General features: G+C 57.1%; 13 protein-coding genes and 2 tRNA genes. 9 read left to right on the plus strand and 6 right to left on the minus strand.

Annotated elements, in window-relative coordinates; all coding sequences use genetic code 11:
• Positions 1–94 precede the first annotated feature (94 nt).
• A tRNA-Asp gene (locus ENGE1_RS25155) sits at positions 95–171 on the plus strand.
• A gap of 332 nt (positions 172–503) precedes the next feature.
• Here ENGE1_RS25155 and ENGE1_RS25160 read toward each other — a convergent pair.
• Together ENGE1_RS25160 and yafC are read right to left on the minus strand one after the other, a co-directional pair.
• The gene (locus ENGE1_RS25160) at positions 504–2,327 is read right to left on the minus strand and encodes a methyl-accepting chemotaxis protein (RefSeq protein ID WP_048255294.1); all 1,824 of its coding nucleotides are present in this window, start codon (positions 2,325–2,327) and stop codon (positions 504–506) included.
• A gap of 301 nt (positions 2,328–2,628) precedes the next feature.
• Complete coding sequence (gene yafC, locus ENGE1_RS25165; RefSeq protein ID WP_048255292.1) at positions 2,629–3,540, minus strand: DNA-binding transcriptional regulator YafC; 912 nt, start codon at positions 3,538–3,540, stop codon at positions 2,629–2,631.
• 352 nt (positions 3,541–3,892) lie between these two features.
• On the opposite strand from yafC, the gene ENGE1_RS25170 reads away from it, so the two are divergent.
• A complete protein-coding gene (locus ENGE1_RS25170) occupies positions 3,893–4,693 on the plus strand; it encodes an endonuclease/exonuclease/phosphatase family protein (RefSeq protein WP_071883435.1) in 801 nt (266 codons plus the stop codon).
• Positions 4,694–4,773: 80 nt separating this feature from the next.
• Positions 4,774–5,544, plus strand: coding sequence for a class I SAM-dependent methyltransferase (locus ENGE1_RS25175; RefSeq protein WP_048255291.1), 771 nt, complete (start codon positions 4,774–4,776; stop codon positions 5,542–5,544).
• 45 nt (positions 5,545–5,589) lie between these two features.
• Here the strand turns inward: ENGE1_RS25175 and mltD are convergent, their stop codons facing one another.
• Positions 5,590–6,954, minus strand: coding sequence for a murein transglycosylase D (gene mltD / locus ENGE1_RS25180; protein ID WP_043085856.1), 1,365 nt, complete (start codon positions 6,952–6,954; stop codon positions 5,590–5,592).
• A gap of 74 nt (positions 6,955–7,028) precedes the next feature.
• Positions 7,029–7,784: a hydroxyacylglutathione hydrolase gene (gloB, locus tag ENGE1_RS25185; protein ID WP_048255289.1), complete on the minus strand. Its 756-nt coding sequence runs from the start codon at positions 7,782–7,784 to the stop codon at positions 7,029–7,031.
• 32 nt (positions 7,785–7,816) lie between these two features.
• Between gloB and ENGE1_RS25190 the strand changes: the two genes are divergently transcribed.
• Positions 7,817–8,533 (plus strand): class I SAM-dependent methyltransferase, encoded by a 717-nt coding sequence (locus ENGE1_RS25190; protein ID WP_043085853.1) that lies wholly within the window; start codon positions 7,817–7,819, stop codon positions 8,531–8,533.
• On the opposite strand, the gene rnhA is transcribed toward ENGE1_RS25190, so the two are convergent.
• Positions 8,534–9,001: a ribonuclease HI gene (gene rnhA, locus ENGE1_RS25195; RefSeq protein WP_043085851.1), complete on the minus strand. Its 468-nt coding sequence runs from the start codon at positions 8,999–9,001 to the stop codon at positions 8,534–8,536.
• Between the two features lie 62 nt (positions 9,002–9,063).
• On the opposite strand from rnhA, the gene dnaQ reads away from it, so the two are divergent.
• The 3 genes from dnaQ to ENGE1_RS25210 all read left to right on the plus strand — a co-directional run bounded on the left by dnaQ (position 9,064) and on the right by ENGE1_RS25210 (position 11,734).
• The gene (gene dnaQ / locus ENGE1_RS25200) at positions 9,064–9,795 is read left to right on the plus strand and encodes a DNA polymerase III subunit epsilon (RefSeq protein WP_086499947.1); all 732 of its coding nucleotides are present in this window, start codon (positions 9,064–9,066) and stop codon (positions 9,793–9,795) included.
• 134 nt (positions 9,796–9,929) lie between these two features.
• Positions 9,930–10,006, plus strand: a tRNA-Asp gene (locus tag ENGE1_RS25205).
• A 300-nt stretch (positions 10,007–10,306) separates the two neighbouring features.
• The gene (locus ENGE1_RS25210) at positions 10,307–11,734 is read left to right on the plus strand and encodes an OprD family outer membrane porin (protein ID WP_048255286.1); all 1,428 of its coding nucleotides are present in this window, start codon (positions 10,307–10,309) and stop codon (positions 11,732–11,734) included.
• Positions 11,735–11,983: 249 nt separating this feature from the next.
• On the opposite strand, the gene ENGE1_RS25215 is transcribed toward ENGE1_RS25210, so the two are convergent.
• A complete protein-coding gene (locus ENGE1_RS25215; protein WP_048255283.1) occupies positions 11,984–13,450 on the minus strand; it encodes an NCS1 family nucleobase:cation symporter-1 in 1,467 nt (488 codons plus the stop codon).
• A gap of 231 nt (positions 13,451–13,681) precedes the next feature.
• On the opposite strand from ENGE1_RS25215, the gene hpxA reads away from it, so the two are divergent.
• Both hpxA and puuE read left to right on the plus strand, forming a co-directional pair.
• Entirely contained in the window at positions 13,682–14,419 is a 738-nt protein-coding gene (gene hpxA, locus ENGE1_RS25220; RefSeq protein ID WP_043085846.1) for an allantoin racemase, read from the plus strand.
• A 30-nt stretch (positions 14,420–14,449) separates the two neighbouring features.
• Positions 14,450–15,391, plus strand: coding sequence for an allantoinase PuuE (gene puuE, locus ENGE1_RS25225; RefSeq protein WP_048255281.1), 942 nt, complete (start codon positions 14,450–14,452; stop codon positions 15,389–15,391).
• Positions 15,392–15,717 lie beyond the last annotated feature (326 nt).

The following is a 15,717-nucleotide window of genomic DNA, read 5'->3' on the forward strand; positions in this document are numbered from 1 at the left end:
AATTTAAGAACGCATTTGCGATATCGTCGTAAGTGGTTCGACAGTATAAGCAGTAAAGCCGGGGTGACAGCCGGTGGTTGTAGAAAAATTCGGTGGAGCGGTAGTTCAGTCGGTTAGAATACCTGCCTGTCACGCAGGGGGTCGCGGGTTCGAGTCCCGTCCGTTCCGCCACTTATTAAGAGCCCTGAGCATTTGCTCAGGGCTTTTTCGTTTTCGAAGATCGCGAATTCTCCTTCGCTCATCTTACCCATTGCTTCCGGGACCCCGTCCTCATTCCTGTATGACCCCGCATCCGTAGTCCAGAACACTACAGCCATTCGTCACGTCGGTTTAAGGGCAATGTATACGCTGTACAGGCCACTGTTTCTGAAGAGGGGAGTTCCGCTTGCAGCGGTCACAGAAGGAGGTCCTGGTGCTTACTGCCGAAAACGTCTGGACCGGAAGATAGGCTAACAGCGATTCAGCCCATAGAGAAGAGCGGGGGAGCCCCGCTCTTTATGAACCTACTGGACAGTAAAGCGCGATACCGAACCTTCAAGCGCCGATGCCTGGTCGCGAAGCGCGCTGGCGGCGGCTGAGGACTCCTGGACCAGCGCCGCATTTTGCTGCGTGACTTTATCCATCTGCACGATAGCAACACCGATTTGAGATATACCGCAGTTCTGCTCGTCTGATGCCTCAGCGATCTCATTCAGGATACTGGTAACGCTGTCGACGGACTCTACAACATCGTCCATCGTTTTACCCGCCTGCCTGACTAAGGTGAATCCGCTGTCGATGCGCTCCACCGATTCGCCAATCAGCGCTTCAATCTCTTTCGCCGCCAGGGCACTCCGTTGAGCAAGATTTCGCACTTCGCTGGCGACAACGGCAAAACCTCGCCCATGCTCTCCGGCGCGCGCAGCCTCGACAGCCGCATTTAACGCGAGAATATTGGTCTGAAACGCAATGCTGTTAATGACGGTGGTGATCTCTGCAATTTTACCCGAGCTATTGCTAATCTGATCCATCGTTTCGACTACGCTTCTGACCAGTATCCCTCCCTTATTGGCCGTCTCAGAAGTGGTGCGCGCAAGCTGACTCGAATGGTGAATATGCTCTACGTTCTGTTTTACGGTCGCGGTTAATTGATTCATGCTGGCTGCCGTCTGCTCCAGGGCGGCGGCCTGTTCCTCAGTGCGTGCCGAAAGGTCGTTATTCCCGGCGGCAATTTCCGTAGAAGCATTGCTCACCTGGATTATGCCGCTGCGTATATCCGCAATAATTCCCCGCAGATTGTTGCTCATGCCGCCCACGGCCTGCATCAGTTCACCCAACTCATCTTTACGGGTTGTCCTGAGATCGATACTCAAATCCCCGCTGGCAATTTGGCGCGCGACATTCAGGGTTGCAGAAAGCGGAGTCGTTATTTGGCGGGTAATAAAGACGGCAATCACAATACTGGCGATAATCGCCGCGGCAATGATCAGAGTCATCCAGAGAATAGCCCGCGTGATATCGGCGTGTGTAGAGATCAGTTGCTGGTTAAATAGCTGATTACTGGTGCTTATCAAATGCGCGCCGGCCAGTGCAAGCTGCCGCGTTGCTTCGGCTTCAGCAAGCGCTGAAGCATTGTAGTCCTCAATACTACGATGTTTTGTTTCCAGCAGCTGCGCAATTTTTTCAAGACTTGTACTGTCTTCAGCGCGCAGATAGGGCCGGGCAACGCCGATAAGCCGAATCGTTTCAGTTAAAAACCCTGACAGAGCCATCCGGTTAGCCTCACTGTTTTCCAGCGCCATAAGATTCACGCGCACGCGAATACCGTTAAGTGACTTATTAACTTCTTTTAGCGCTACCTGAGTTTCATCCGGCATACTGCTGTAATTCTTTGATATGGAATACGCTGTTGCTATTTCATCCGTGAGCCGCAGGTTTTGTAAAATATTCTGGCGTTTAGCGACTTCTCTGACCGTCTCCGCTCGACATTTTCGGTATATATTCATGGTGACGGGAAGCGATGAGATTAAATCAGCTTGTTGGCTTTCCCAGCGCCAGGTTTTGAGCCGGTTAATACTGCTCTCTATTACCTGCAAATGCGCTTCGTTTTCAGCGAGGAATTTTTCATCGTGGGTTTTTACATACTGCAGGCGGGCATCCTTGGCCTGAGCAAACCGATCGTTAATGTTTTTCAGTTCACTGAGTTTTTCCGCCCGCTTTTCAATAATCTGCAGATTTTTTATTCCGCAGCCAGCAACAGCAATCGTCAGGAGGAGTAGAAGACCAAATCCCAACATGAGTTTTTTACCGACTTTTATATTTTCCAACAAAATACGTAAATTTTTCATAAAACAAAGTTCTCTTGTTAGTTATTATCTACGAATGGGGAGCGCGTAGGACTGCCGTTATCGGCATGAAACTAAATACGTTTAAGTTAAATAACTAAAAAAAGCCGACGACTGACTTGCGGAAATACCCGAAGGCATGCTCCAGCTACCATCAATAGCGAAGGGAAAAGAGAGACGTCTAATTATTCGGCACGAGGGCGCAGCCGGCGAACCTGAACTGCGCATCTGAGTCACGGTGATGACATTGTGGAGTAGCCCGCTGTGATAACGGATCGTACTGGCAGGGTTGATGCCTGCGGGATCAGCTGCCGCCGGAGGATGGCCGTCGCTGCGCCTCATGCTCTACGAGGAAATCGATGAATGCCCTGATCCGCGAGCTGACCGCCCGGTCGCTATAGTAAACCGCGCTGAAGGGCATCTCCACCGGCAGCCGCTGCTCGGCGAGTAACTCCACCAGATCTCCCCGCGCAATTTCGCTATCCACCATGTAATCAGACAGACAGGCGATCCCGTTTCCGCTCAGACAAAGCTGCTTGAGCGTTTCACCGCTGTTGGAGGAGAGTCCGCTGCTGATTTCGTGCAGCTGTCCATCGCAGCATGACAGCGGCCAGGTATTCAGCGTCTGCGGCTCCGTAAAGCCCAGGCAGATATGCTGGCTCAGCTCAGCCACGCTTTCGGGCCTGCCGTGTCGGGCAATATAGTCCGGCGAAGCAATAATTTTGCGGTAGCTGATAAACAGCGGTTTCGCCCGCAGGCTGGAGTCCGACAGGGTACCGGCGCGAATGGCGATATCGACTTTTCGTTCGATCAGGTTGATAAAGGTTTCCGATGAGACCAGCGATAGCGCGATCTCCGGATAGCGCTCGCGGAACGGCTTTATCAGCGGCATCAGATAGTGCAGCACCACCGGCGTTGCCGCATCGATACGCAGCAGTCCCTTCGGCGTGTGCCGCGACTCCATCAGCTCATTCTCCGCTGCCGCCATCTCCTGCAGTACGCCCTGCATACGGCGAAAATAGCGCTCTCCCTCTTCCGTCAGGCTCAGCTGTCGGGTGGTGCGGTTCAGCAGGCTGACGCCCAGCTTTGACTCCAGCTTCTTTACGGCACGGCTGACCGCCGAGTTGGCCTGATTGAGCCGCTCTGCGGCACGGCTAAAGCTGCCGCTCTCCACTACCGCGACAAAGATGGCAATCTCTTCTGAAGTCGCTCTCATTTTTGCTCCTGCTGCAATATTTAATTGAGACTTTGAATTTTTTTGTTATTTAACCACCCGGGCACGCCGCCTGTCATCTTATCTCCTCCGAAGCCATCATCGGTGGCCTGACGGTAGCGCACTCCGGCCTCGGGTAAACGCTGCCGCGATTTTTGTACTGCTCGCCATCCGCGCCGCCTTGATAAACCAGCAAAAGTTGCCGCCGATTGGGGTAGGTGAGTCAGTGTTTACTCACCGCAGAAGCTAATCTTTCTGGTAAAGAGCGTTGAAAGTGTGGGTAAAAATCCCTATAACAGAAGAACCACCTGCTCACGCAGCGTGGCTTTTCTGTTATTGAGGTCTTAAGCCGAAAGTGCGAAAAAATACCTATGCCATGCGCTACATAGCCGGACAGCCCGCAGAGAGGATTTTACCTCCCGGCCCGTTCTCGACCGTAGGCAAGGCATTACCCGCCGGCGCGCCGCTGAGCAGCGAAGAGAAGATCCGCGTGCTGGTGTGGAACATCTTCAAGCAAAAGCGCGCCGAATGGCAGTCGGTGCTGCAGAATTTTGGTAAAGATGCCCATCTGGTCCTGCTGCAGGAGGCCCAGACCACGCCTGAGCTGGTGCGCTTTGCCACCGCTAACTACCTTGCCGCCGATCAGGTTCCGGCGTTCGTGCTGCCGCAAAACCCGTCTGGCGTGATGACGCTCTCCTCGGCGCATCCCGTCTACTGCTGCCCGCTGCGCGAGCGCGAGCCTATCTTACGGCTGGCGAAATCGGCGCTGGTGACCGTTTACCCGCTCCCCGATTCGCGCCTGCTGATGGTGGTCAACATTCACGCCGTCAACTTCAGCCTCGGCGTTGACGTCTACAGCAAGCAGCTGCTGCCGATTGGCGACCAGATCGCGCACCACAGCGGACCTATTATCATGGCCGGAGACTTCAATACCTGGAGCCGTCCGCGAATGAATGCGCTCTACCGCTTTGCCCGCGAGATGTCCCTGCGCGAGGTCCGCTTTAGCGACGACCAGCGCCGCCGGGCGTTTGGCCGTCCGCTCGATTTTGTTTTCTACCGGGGCCTGAGCGTTCACGACGCCTCCGTGCTGGTAACCCGCGCCTCCGATCACAATCCGCTACTCGTTGAATTCAGTCCCGGCAAGCCTGAACGATAACGCTATGTCAGGTCTGCCGTCGGGCAGGCCTGCACGCGCAAGGTGCTGCCCTTTTTCTCTCTTAACATAAAGGACAACACATGACAGACAACTCCCACCACGGCAACGTTGATAAGCAGTTTGGCGCTCAGGCAAAGGCCTATTTAACCAGCGCGGTTCACGCGACCGGGCGCGATCTCCAGCAGCTGACCGCTCGCCTGAGCGCTTTCCCCGAGGCCCGCGTGCTCGATATGGGCTGCGGCGGCGGCCACGCCAGCTATGCGGCGGCAGGGCAGGTCGCCAGCGTCACGGCCTACGATCTGTCGGCGCAGATGCTGGAGGTGGTCGCCCGGGCGGCGGCGGAGAAGGGGCTTAATAACATCACCACCCGCCAGGGCTACGCCGAGGCGCTGCCGTTTGCCGATGCCGCTTTCGACGTGGTGATAACCCGCTACTCGGCGCACCACTGGCACGACGTCGGGCAGGCCCTGCGGGAAGTCAGACGCGTGCTCAGGCCCGGCGGGATATTGATCGTCATGGACGTCATGTCGCCGGGCCACCCGCTGCGCGACGTCTGGCTGCAGACGGTGGAGGCGCTGCGCGACACGTCGCACGTGCGCGACTACGCCAGCGGCGAATGGCTGGCCATGATTGCTGAAGCGGGGCTTATCGTGGATTCCGTACAGACGGACCGTCTGACGCTGGAGTTCTCATCGTGGATAACGCGAATGCGTACCCCGGCGGCGCTGGTGGAGGCGATCCGCCTCTATCAGCAGAGCGCCTCCCGGGAGGTAAAAGACTACTTCGAGCTGCAGGAAGATGGCTCCTTTACCAGCGATATCCTTTTCGCCGAAGCGCATAAGCCAGCATAAAAACAAAAGGCACCGCGAAGGTGCCTTTTTTATGATGACTAACGGTCAGGAATCGGGTCTGTCGCTGTTGCTCACGAACAGCGTCAGGCGATCGCCGGGCTTCAGGTTGTCGGTATCGCTGTTCCAGCGCACCAGATCCTTGATATTGATGCCGTGGCTTTTCGCGATACTCGACAGCGAGTCGCCTTTGCGAACGCGGTAGGTAATGCTGTCGCTGTTCTTCGCCAGGCGGGCCGCGCTGCTGCCGGCGCCAACCGTCAGCGACTGGCCAATTTTCAGACCCGAACCGCGCAGGTTATTCCACTGCTTGAGATCGGACGTTGAAACACCGAGCCGTGAAGCGATGCCGGAGAGCGTATCACCCGAACGCACGCGGTAGCTGCGGCTGGTGAGCGGCGTATTGTCCGCAACAAGCGTTGGCTGAACGGCGGCGATATCGCCAGAGGCGAGAGACTCGCGCAGCTGGTCAGCATGCTTCTTTGGCACCATCACGTACTTTGGCCCGCTGGCTCCCAGGGTTGACCCCTTCACGCCCGCGTTAAATGCCTTCAGACGGGTAATCGACATGCCGGCCATATCCGCCACCTGCGACAGTTCGACCGGGTTATCCAGGCGAACGCGCGCCAGCGCGCGGCTCTCGTCTGCCGTTGGCAGCTGCACGCCGTAGCGCTTGCTGTTTTTGAGGATGTCGCTTAACGCCAGCATCTTCGGCACGTAGATCTTCGTTTCATACGGCAGGGACAGCGACCAGAAGTCAGCAGGTTTTCCCCGCGCCTTGTTCGCCTTGACTGCCTTCATCACACGACCTTCGCCGCTGTTATACGCTGCGACCGTCAATAACCAGTCACCGTCGAACATTTTGTTAAGCCGCTGCATCATGTTGAGTGCGGCGGTAGTGCTGGCGACGATATCGCGACGCGCATCATAGCTGCGGGTCTGCTTTAAACCATAATTGCGCCCTGTGCTCGGTATGATCTGCCAGATGCCTGCGGCATTGGCGCCAGACGTCGCGTGTGGGTCAAAAGCGCTCTCCACTATGGGTAGGAGTACCAGCTCCATGGGCATGTTGCGTTTCTTAACCTGCCCGGCTATCCAGTACATATACGGCTCAGCCCGTACTGTCACATCGTGGAGATAGCTCTTATTACGTAAATACTTCTGTTTCTGCTCGCGAATCCGGGCGTTGTCCGGAATTCCCATCTTTAGCTCGTCGCTGATAGAGGCCCACAAGTCCTGATCCTGCGCGAAGGACGTCCCATCGTCCATCCATCGCGAATGACTTGCAAACTTCCCTGCTTCCCCTTGACTAGCTGCAGAAAGGCTCTGTGCATGCTGCTGGACGCTGCCACCGTGATTGGCCTGGCAGCCCGCAAGCAAGACAGAGGCGAATATAATCGCTCTTGCCTTCATGTATGTGGTCAATGTAGTTGCTTAAAAGACGAGCGATCATAACGGCGAAAGTGGCAAAAGGCAACCTCGGTTGTCTAGAAGTCATCTTTCTTTGACCTTAACCATGCAAAACGCTGTTCAGGATGTAACAATTTTGTTTCTTCAGGAATTTCTTTAATTAAATCAGGATCATTTGCGCGGAGAAATACATTTATATGACGCTCATTTTTCAGAATAACGGGGAGTGTTTTTTGGTTTTTAGCACGTAACTCCTTAACTTCGTTGTAGTAATCGATAATGCCCTTATCACGAGGCAGGATACTCATAGCAAACTTCATATTAGCTAAAGTGTACTCATGAGCAGCGCAGACGATAGTGTCATCGGGAAGCGCGCGAATTTTTTCAAGGGACTGATACATCTGCTCTGGCGTACCCTCGAACAGGCGTCCGCAGCCGCCGGAGAATAAAGTATCGCCGCAAAACAAATAAGGGTGACTGAAGTAACAAACGTGTCCAAGCGTGTGACCTGGCGTCGAAAATACAGAAAATTCGGAACCGAACACCGTGATGTGGTCACCGTCGCTGACGATGTGCGTGGCGCCTTTGGTCCGGGTCTCTTCCGGGCCGTAAACCGTGAGGTGGGGATACTTTTCTACCAGGGCCGCTACGCCACCTACATGATCGTGGTGGTGGTGAGTGAGTAAAATGGCCTGCGGCCGCCAGTGATGCTCGGCGATGGCGGTAAGCACCGGTGCGGCCTCGCCGGGGTCGACAATCAGGCAGTCGCCGTTCTGCTGGCTCAGTACCCAGATGTAGTTATCCTGAAAGGCGGAAATACTGTTAAGATTCATTGATTACCTCATAGCGTAGCGGGTGTGTTGAGATGAAACCGGCAAGGATACCTCTGACTGCCACGGCCCCCGGCCACTGGCGCGAAATGCCCTGGGGCGAATACTATCGCGAGGCCCTTGAGGCGCAGCTGAAGCCGTGGATGGCGAAACTGTATGGTTTTCATCTTCTGAAGATTGGCAATCTGAGCGCAGAAATCAATACCGAAGCGTGCGCTATCTCGCATCAGGTAAATGTCTCCCTGGGCGGCGAACCGATGCAGGTAAAGGCCGATCCGCTGCACCTGCCGTTTGCCGAAAAATCGGTCGATGCCTGCCTGCTGGCGCACACGCTGGCCTGGAGCGAAGACCCGCACCGGCTTCTGCGCGAAGCCGACCGCGTGCTGATCGACGACGGCTGGCTGATTATGACCGGCTTTAATCCGCTCAGCTTTGTCGGCCTGCGCAAGCTGGTGCCGGTGATGCGCAGGCGGATGCCTTATAATAGCCGGATGTTCAGGATGGCGCGCCAGCTCGACTGGCTGGCGCTGCTCAATTTTGAAGTGCTGCATCAGGGGCGGATACAGGTACTGCCCTGGAGCCGGCAGGGCGGCACGCTGCTGAGTACGCATTTGCCTGCGCTGGGCTGCCTGCAGGTCATTGTCGCCCGCAAGCGCACGGTTCCCCTGACCCTGAATCCGATGCGGCAGAGTAAGGCCAAAACCCGGCTGCGTCAGGCCGTGGGGGCCACCCGCCAGTACCGTAAGCCGTAATCAGCTCCCGGACTTATAGCCTACGTCTTCCTGAGTGGGCGACATGGCCGCCGCTTTCGCCAGCTCGTCGCAGCGTTCGTTTTCCGGATGCCCGGCGTGGCCTTTTACCCACTCCCAGCGGATCTTGTGCTGACTGAGGGCGGCGTCCAGCCGCTGCCAGAGATCGACGTTTTTCACCGGTTTTTTATCAGCGGTTTTCCAGCCGCGCTTTTTCCAGTTGTGGATCCACTGGGTGATCCCCTGGCGCACGTACTGGCTGTCGGTGCTGAGCACCACTTCGCAGGGCTGCTTCAGCGCCTCCAGCGACACGATGGCCGCCATCATCTCCATGCGGTTATTGGTGGTCAGGCGGTAGCCCTGGCTGAAGATTTTCTCATGCTTACCGTAACGCAAAATCGCACCGTAGCCGCCGGGGCCGGGGTTGCCAAGACAGGAACCATCGGTGAAAATTTCTACCTGTTTGAGCATCTCTGGTAGACTTCCTTTATTGAATCGACATGCAAACGACAAGTCTGACATAAATGACCGCGATTAACACTGCAATTACCCGACAGATCGTCCTCGATACCGAAACCACCGGTATGAACCAGATCGGCGCACACTATGAAGGGCATAAGATCATCGAGATTGGTGCCGTAGAGGTGGTCAACCGCCGGCTGACGGGCAACAACTTTCACGTTTACCTCAAGCCGGATCGGCTGGTGGATCCGGAAGCCTTCATGGTTCACGGTATCGCCGACGAGTTTCTGATCGACAAGCCGACGTTCGGCGACGTGGCCGACGCCTTCATCGACTATATCCAGGGCGCAGAGCTGGTGATTCATAACGCGTCGTTTGATATCGGCTTTATGGATTACGAGTTCGGCAAGCTCAATCGCGGGATCGGCAAGACCGAAACTTTCTGCAAAATTACCGATAGCCTGGCGATGGCGCGCAAAATGTTCCCGGGGAAAAGGAACAGCCTCGATGCGCTCTGCTCGCGCTATGAAATAGACAATACCAAGCGAACCCTCCACGGGGCGCTGCTCGATGCCCAGATCCTCGCTGACGTCTATCTGGCGATGACCGGCGGCCAGACGTCAATGTCGTTTCAGATGGAAGGGGAGTCGCAGCAGACGCAGGGAGAAGCAACGATTCAGCGCGTTGTGCGGGCAGCCAGCAAGCTGCGGGTGATTTTAGCCAGCGATGACGAGCTCGCGGCCCACGAATCGCGCCTGGATTTGGTGCAAAAGAAAGGCGGAAGCTGCCTCTGGCGCGCCTGACTCTGCAAGAGAGGATATAAAAAAGCGCCTGATGGGCGATTTTTGCAGCAACCGATTCAAAAGTGAAGAAAAACCATTGACGGAGGATCGGGGAGTCCGTAATATTCGCCTCGTTCCCAACGGAACAACAACGCGGAGCGGTAGTTCAGTCGGTTAGAATACCTGCCTGTCACGCAGGGGGTCGCGGGTTCGAGTCCCGTCCGTTCCGCCACTATTCAGGGCCATGTCATTTATGACGTGGCCCTTTTTCATTTCTGCGTTTACACTTTCCTTCGTCAGTTTTCACACTCCGGATAGCTGAAATAAGCACCTTTCCGCGCAGTCAATAGCAAACACCTTTTCACTGCGGGCTGCGATGCTATTATCCAGATTAGCTGCGGGTACATCACGCATCAGCTAATACACGCTTTATTTTTCAGGTTATATGTCATTAAGCCCTAATTGATAAAGGGCAAATAAAAAGAGCCGCCAGGCGGGGCTCAGTTTTTCATAACATCAGGATATCATTCATATGAAGATAAATTCACTGCGCGCCCTGGCTATTCCAATATTGGGCATAGGGTTATTAATCTGTCAACAACAGTCCTTCGCCGATAACTCCCTCGGGCAGCGGGACAACCTTGATGCCAATATTAATGTGCGGCAGAAAGCCGAATTAGCGATCCCTCCCGGATTTGTTGAAGGTTCGACGTTTAAAGGGATATTGCGCAACTCTTTTTTCGAGCGCAATAATCACCATACGCCCTCCGGGCGCGATCAGCGGGAGTGGGCGCAGGGCGGCTATTTATCTTTTCGCTCCGGTTATACCGATACGCCCTTGATTGGATTTGGCGCGGATATTCACAGCTTCTACGCCCTAAAGCTGGACGGCGGCGGCGGGCACGGCGGCGCGGGGCTGATGCCGCTCGATTCAGAAGGCAAGCCGGAATCAAACTATTCAACCCTCGGCGGGGCGCTGAAAATACGCGGCTTCGACAGCCTGGTGCAGGCCGGCGATCAGCTGCTGGAAAACCCGGTCATTGCCAGCGGCGTCAGCCGCATGTTTCCGCAAACCTACCGCGGCGTCAGTCTGAAGAACTATACCGTGGATGACCTGACGCTGGATGCGGGCTGGGTTGACTCGACGCGTCTGCGTAACCAGAGCGGCCAGAGCCACCTGAAAACCAGCTACGGCGGGAGCAACAGGGCGGGCGTTGAAGCCCACCGCGCCAGCTCGCACATGAACTGGGTCGGCGGCGTGTACAGCGCACCGAAAAGCGTCACCGTGACCGCCTACGCCGGTAACCTCAGCGACGTCTGGAATCAATACTATCTCGGCAGCAGCTATCCCTTTAGCCTGGCGGAGGGCGTCACCCTGACGCCCTATCTGCACTATTTTGATACGCGGGACCAGGGCGATAGCCACCTGGGGCGCATCAATAATCAGACCTACACCAGCGGATTAACTCTCGCCGGCGGCGGCCAGAGCCTGACTTTCGGCTTTCAGAAGGTCGACGGCGATACGCCGTTTGACTACGTGATCCAGAACGACGGCTCCTATCTCTATCTCAGCAACTCGATGCAGTACGCCGACTTTAACGGCCCGCACGAGAAGTCCTGGAAGGTGCAGTATCAGACCAGCCTGGCCTTCATAAATGCCCCCAGCTTCAAGCTCAGTACCTCCTACACGCGCGGTAAGGCCGATCTGACGCGGGTCAATCCCAACAGCGCCGGGTATGGCTACATCTATAATCCGGACGGTAAAAATGCCCGCCACTGGGAGCGCGACGTTTCTCTGCGCTATGAAGTGCCCGACGGTAAGGCAAAAGGCACCAGCGTGACCCTGCGCTGGGCGGTGCACCGTTCAGGAAAAGGCTATACCGCCCCGGGAAATACCCGCGGCAATGCCGATGCTGATGAATATCGCGTGATTGTCGATTATCCGTTTACGATATTTTGATTTAAATAAGCCGCAAATAACCGCATGAGTAATGGGTATTTGCGGCAGTTATTTATCATAAGAAAATACGTTCTATTAAACGCGTTTATAGTAAACATGTTTCTGTGGACGCTTTGTCGGAACGGCTAACGTTTATAAATAAAACGGCTTAACGCAGGATATTAAAAAACTTATCCCGCCTCCTTATCCCTGCGCCGTTTGCCGACCTATGCATAACAGTCGGGGGCCGCAGGGCGGCCCCTGCGAGGATTATTCGTCGATAACGGCGGGTTCGCGGAATTTTACCGCAGCCGCCGCCCGCTCGCCGCGCGCCAGCCAGCGGTAGCAGCCGGCGCCCAGAAATGCGCCGATAAACCAGCTGAAGTTCGCCACTTCGTGCAGCGCCGGCGTAAAGCTTATCAGCAGGCACAGGCCTACTGACGGCAGCAGCGCCGCAATCGCCTTCGGATTAAAGCCGTTTTTGTACCAGTACTGACCGCGGGGCGAAACGCTAAACAGATCGTCCACCGCCACCTTGCCGCCCTTAATCAGGTAGAAGTCCGCCAGCAGAATGCCGAACAGCGGCCCGATAAAGGAGCCGAGCACGTCCAGGGTGTAGTGGATAAGCTCCGGGGACTGGAACAGATTCCACGGCGTCAGCAGCACCGAGCCCACTGCGGCGATCATGCCCCCGGCGCGGAAGCTGATCTTCTGCGGCGCGCAGTTGGAAAAATCAAAGGCCGGCGACACGAAGTTAGCGACGATATTGATGCCGATAGTCGCGGTGATCATCGTCAGCAGGCCGATGGCCATCGCCACGCTGTTGCCGACGTGGCTCACGGTCTCGATCGGATCGACGATCATTTTGCCAAACAGCGACTGGGAGCCGGAGACAATAATCACCGTTACAACGGAGAACAGCAGGAAATTAAACGGCAGGCCCCAGCGGTTGCCCCGGCGGATCTCCTGCATATTCTTGCCGTAGCGCGAGAAGTCGCCGAAGTTGAGCAGCGGTCCGGAGAAGTAGGAGACCACCAGCGCGGTGGCGGTGATCATCTCCCAGGTCTGCTGCCCGGCGGTCAGGTTTTTGCTGGCGAGGGTAAACGAAATACCGTCGAAGCCGGTCTGCCAGAGGATCCAGCCCGCCAGCGCCATCATCACCACATAGACGGCCGGGCCCGCAATGTCGATAAAGCGTTTGATGGCGTTCATCCCGTGCCAGAAGACCATCGCCTGCAGCGTCCACATGATGCCAAAGCAGATCCAGCCCAGATGAGAGAGGCCGAGAAAGTGGCCGACGGTCAGCGAGGCGAGCGATGGCCAGAATTTCAGCCCCACCAGCATCAGCGCATTGGCCGCAAGGTAAGTCTGGATCCCGTACCAGGCGAAGGCGATCAGGCCGCGGATCACCGCCGGAATATTAGCCCCGAACACGCCGAAGGCCTGGCGGCTGATCACCGCGTAGGGCACCCCGGCCATCTGGCTGGGTTTCGCCACCAGGTTGGCGCACAGCTGAACGATGCAGATCCCCGCCAGCAGGCACAGCAGCACCTGCCAGCTGGCGAGTCCGAGGGTAAAGAAGCTGGCCGCCACCACGTAGCCGCCCATGCTGTGCACGTCCGACATCCAGAAAGAGAAGATGTTGTACCAGGACCAGCTCTGCGTCTTCGTCGGAGCGAGATCGCTATTGGTCAGCCGGGGGCTGTAACTGCTGTTGTAGTCTGCATCGTTTGGCATGAAATCTGCTCCTGTTAAGCGGAAACGTTGTCTCTGCCGGTGTATTGCAGGAAGCAGGCCAGCTTTTCGTATATCGCGCAGCCGCCGCCCGACGCGGGTTTTTCTGCCGGACGGCTTTACCCGGCAGGCCGAACGTGCTCTTCTGTGGTGCGTTAGTTTCAGTGTTGGAGCAAAAGTTTCACCACCGCGATGCGCGTGCCCGTTTATCTATCGTCAAGGGAGTTATTTTCGATGCACGAATTTTGTATACAGGTCATTAATCCCAATACCAGCGCGGCGATGACCCAGACCATTGCCGACGCTGCCCGGGCCGTTGCCGCCCCCGGTACCGCTATCCTTGCCAGCTGCCCGACCCAGGGCGTGGAGTCCATTGAGGGCCACTTCGATGAGGCCATCGCCGCCGTCGGCGTCCTTGAGCAGATTAAGCAGGGAAAAGCACAGGGCGCCCAGGGCCACGTTATCGCCTGCTTTGGCGATCCCGGCCTGCTGGCCGCCCGCGAACTGGCCAGCGGGCCGGTGGTGGGCATTGCCGAGGCGGCGATGCACGTGGCGACGCTGGTGGCGACGCGCTTCTCCATTGTTACTACGCTGCCGCGCACGGTGATCATCGCCCGCCACCTGCTGCAGCAGTACGGCTTTGAACACCACTGCGCCGCGCTGCACGCCATCGATCTGCCGGTGCTGGCCCTGGAAGATGGCACGGGTTTTGCTCAGGGTAAAGTACGAGATCGCTGCATCCGCGCGATGCGGGAGGACGGCTGCGGCGCCATCGTGCTCGGCTGCGGCGGCATGGCGAACCTGGCGCAGGAGCTGACCCGGGAGCTGGGTATCCCGGTCATCGACGGCGTCACCGCCGCGGTGAAAATGGTGGAATCCCTGCTTGGGCTGGGGCTTGGCACCAGCAAGCGCGGCGATCTCGCATATCCTAATAAAAAGCCGCTGACCGGCTGCTTCGCGATGCTGAGCTAAGGTCGGCGGGCCACAGAAAGAGGTCAATGCATGCAATCAGCGAACGAGCGGCCCGTATGGCACTTTACTGAAAACTATCCCCGCGACATGGCGGGCTACGCCGGACGTCCGCCCCACGCGCGCTGGCCGGGCGGGGCGCGCATTGCCCTGCAGTTCGTACTCAACTTTGAAGAGGGCGGCGAAAACCACGTCCTGCACGGCGACAGCGGCTCCGAGCAGTTCCTGTCGGACATCATCGGTGCCGCCAGCTACCCGGACCGCCACATGTCGATGGACTCGCTGTATGAATACGGCTCCCGCGCCGGGTTCTGGCGCATCCACGACGAGTTTCAGCGGCGCGGCCTGCCGCTCACCGTCTTCGGCGTGGCGATGGCGCTGGCGCGCAACCCGGCCATCGTGGAGGCGATTAAGGCCGCGGACTACGACGTGGTCAGCCACGGCTGGCGCTGGATCCACTACCAGAACCTCGACATTGAAACCGAGCGTCAGCACATGCAGCAGGCGATGGAAATTCTCACCGCGCTGTTCGGCAAAGCGCCGCTCGGCTGGTATACCGGCCGCGACAGCCCCAATACCCGTCAGCTTGTGGCGGAGCAGGCGGGGCTGCTCTACGACAGCGACTATTACGGCGACGACCTGCCGTTGTGGACCACGGTGAATGATAAGCCGCACCTGATTGTGCCCTACACCCTGGACGCCAACGATATGCGCTTCGCCACCGCCCAGGGCTTCAATACCGCCGAGCAGTTTTACACCTACCTTAAGGACAGCTTCGACGTGCTGTACGCCGAGGGCGAGGCGGCGCCGAAGATGATGTCTGTCGGCATGCACTGCCGCCTGCTCGGGCGCCCCGGCCGCTTCCGCGCCCTGCAGCGCTTTCTCGATTACGTACAGGGCTTTGACGACGTGTGGATCTGCCGCCGCCGGGAGATAGCGGAGCACTGGGTGACGCATCACCCTTATCAGGGGTAGTGCGGCGGCAAGGTAAAAGCGCCTCTTCGCAGAAGAGGCCGGTGTTTTCGCCCTCTCCCTGTGGGCTGTCTCTTATACACAAATTTTCAGTTCAAACGGATAAGCCAGCCTGACGCTTATCCTGGCTGAGGGTTTGAATTCCGGCTAAAAATCGCCTCAGATTCTGACGTCTGGCCGGGGCAGCCCGCAGGGATGCGGGCTGAGGGCGCGACTTACAGGGATGTTGCATCGCGCCCGTACCCGATAAGCCAGACGTCAGAATCTGAGGTTCCGCGCAGCGGCGATTTTTGTTGCCGGGAGCCGGGATTGTTAAGGGCGCGGCGGCT

Source organism: Pluralibacter gergoviae ATCC 33028 = NBRC 105706, from assembly GCF_001598855.1.
GTDB classification, from domain to species: Bacteria; Pseudomonadota; Gammaproteobacteria; order Enterobacterales; family Enterobacteriaceae; genus Pluralibacter; species Pluralibacter gergoviae.

Excerpts from the sequence above, each read along its gene's own strand:
- ENGE1_RS25160 (WP_048255294.1), bottom strand. The coding sequence starts at position 2,327 with ATGAAAAATTTACGTATTTTGTTGGAAAATATAAAAGTCGGTAAAAAA.
- yafC (WP_048255292.1), bottom strand. The coding sequence starts at position 3,540 with ATGAGAGCGACTTCAGAAGAGATTGCCATCTTTGTCGCGGTAGTGGAG.
- ENGE1_RS25175 (WP_048255291.1), top strand. The coding sequence starts at position 4,774 with ATGACAGACAACTCCCACCACGGCAACGTTGATAAGCAGTTTGGCGCT.
- mltD (WP_043085856.1), bottom strand. The coding sequence starts at position 6,954 with ATGAAGGCAAGAGCGATTATATTCGCCTCTGTCTTGCTTGCGGGCTGC.
- gloB (WP_048255289.1), bottom strand. The coding sequence starts at position 7,784 with ATGAATCTTAACAGTATTTCCGCCTTTCAGGATAACTACATCTGGGTA.
- ENGE1_RS25190 (WP_043085853.1), top strand. The coding sequence starts at position 7,817 with ATGAAACCGGCAAGGATACCTCTGACTGCCACGGCCCCCGGCCACTGG.
- rnhA (WP_043085851.1), bottom strand. The coding sequence starts at position 9,001 with ATGCTCAAACAGGTAGAAATTTTCACCGATGGTTCCTGTCTTGGCAAC.
- ENGE1_RS25210 (WP_048255286.1), top strand. The coding sequence starts at position 10,307 with ATGAAGATAAATTCACTGCGCGCCCTGGCTATTCCAATATTGGGCATA.
- ENGE1_RS25215 (WP_048255283.1), bottom strand. The coding sequence starts at position 13,450 with ATGCCAAACGATGCAGACTACAACAGCAGTTACAGCCCCCGGCTGACC.
- hpxA (WP_043085846.1), top strand. The coding sequence starts at position 13,682 with ATGCACGAATTTTGTATACAGGTCATTAATCCCAATACCAGCGCGGCG.
- puuE (WP_048255281.1), top strand. The coding sequence starts at position 14,450 with ATGCAATCAGCGAACGAGCGGCCCGTATGGCACTTTACTGAAAACTAT.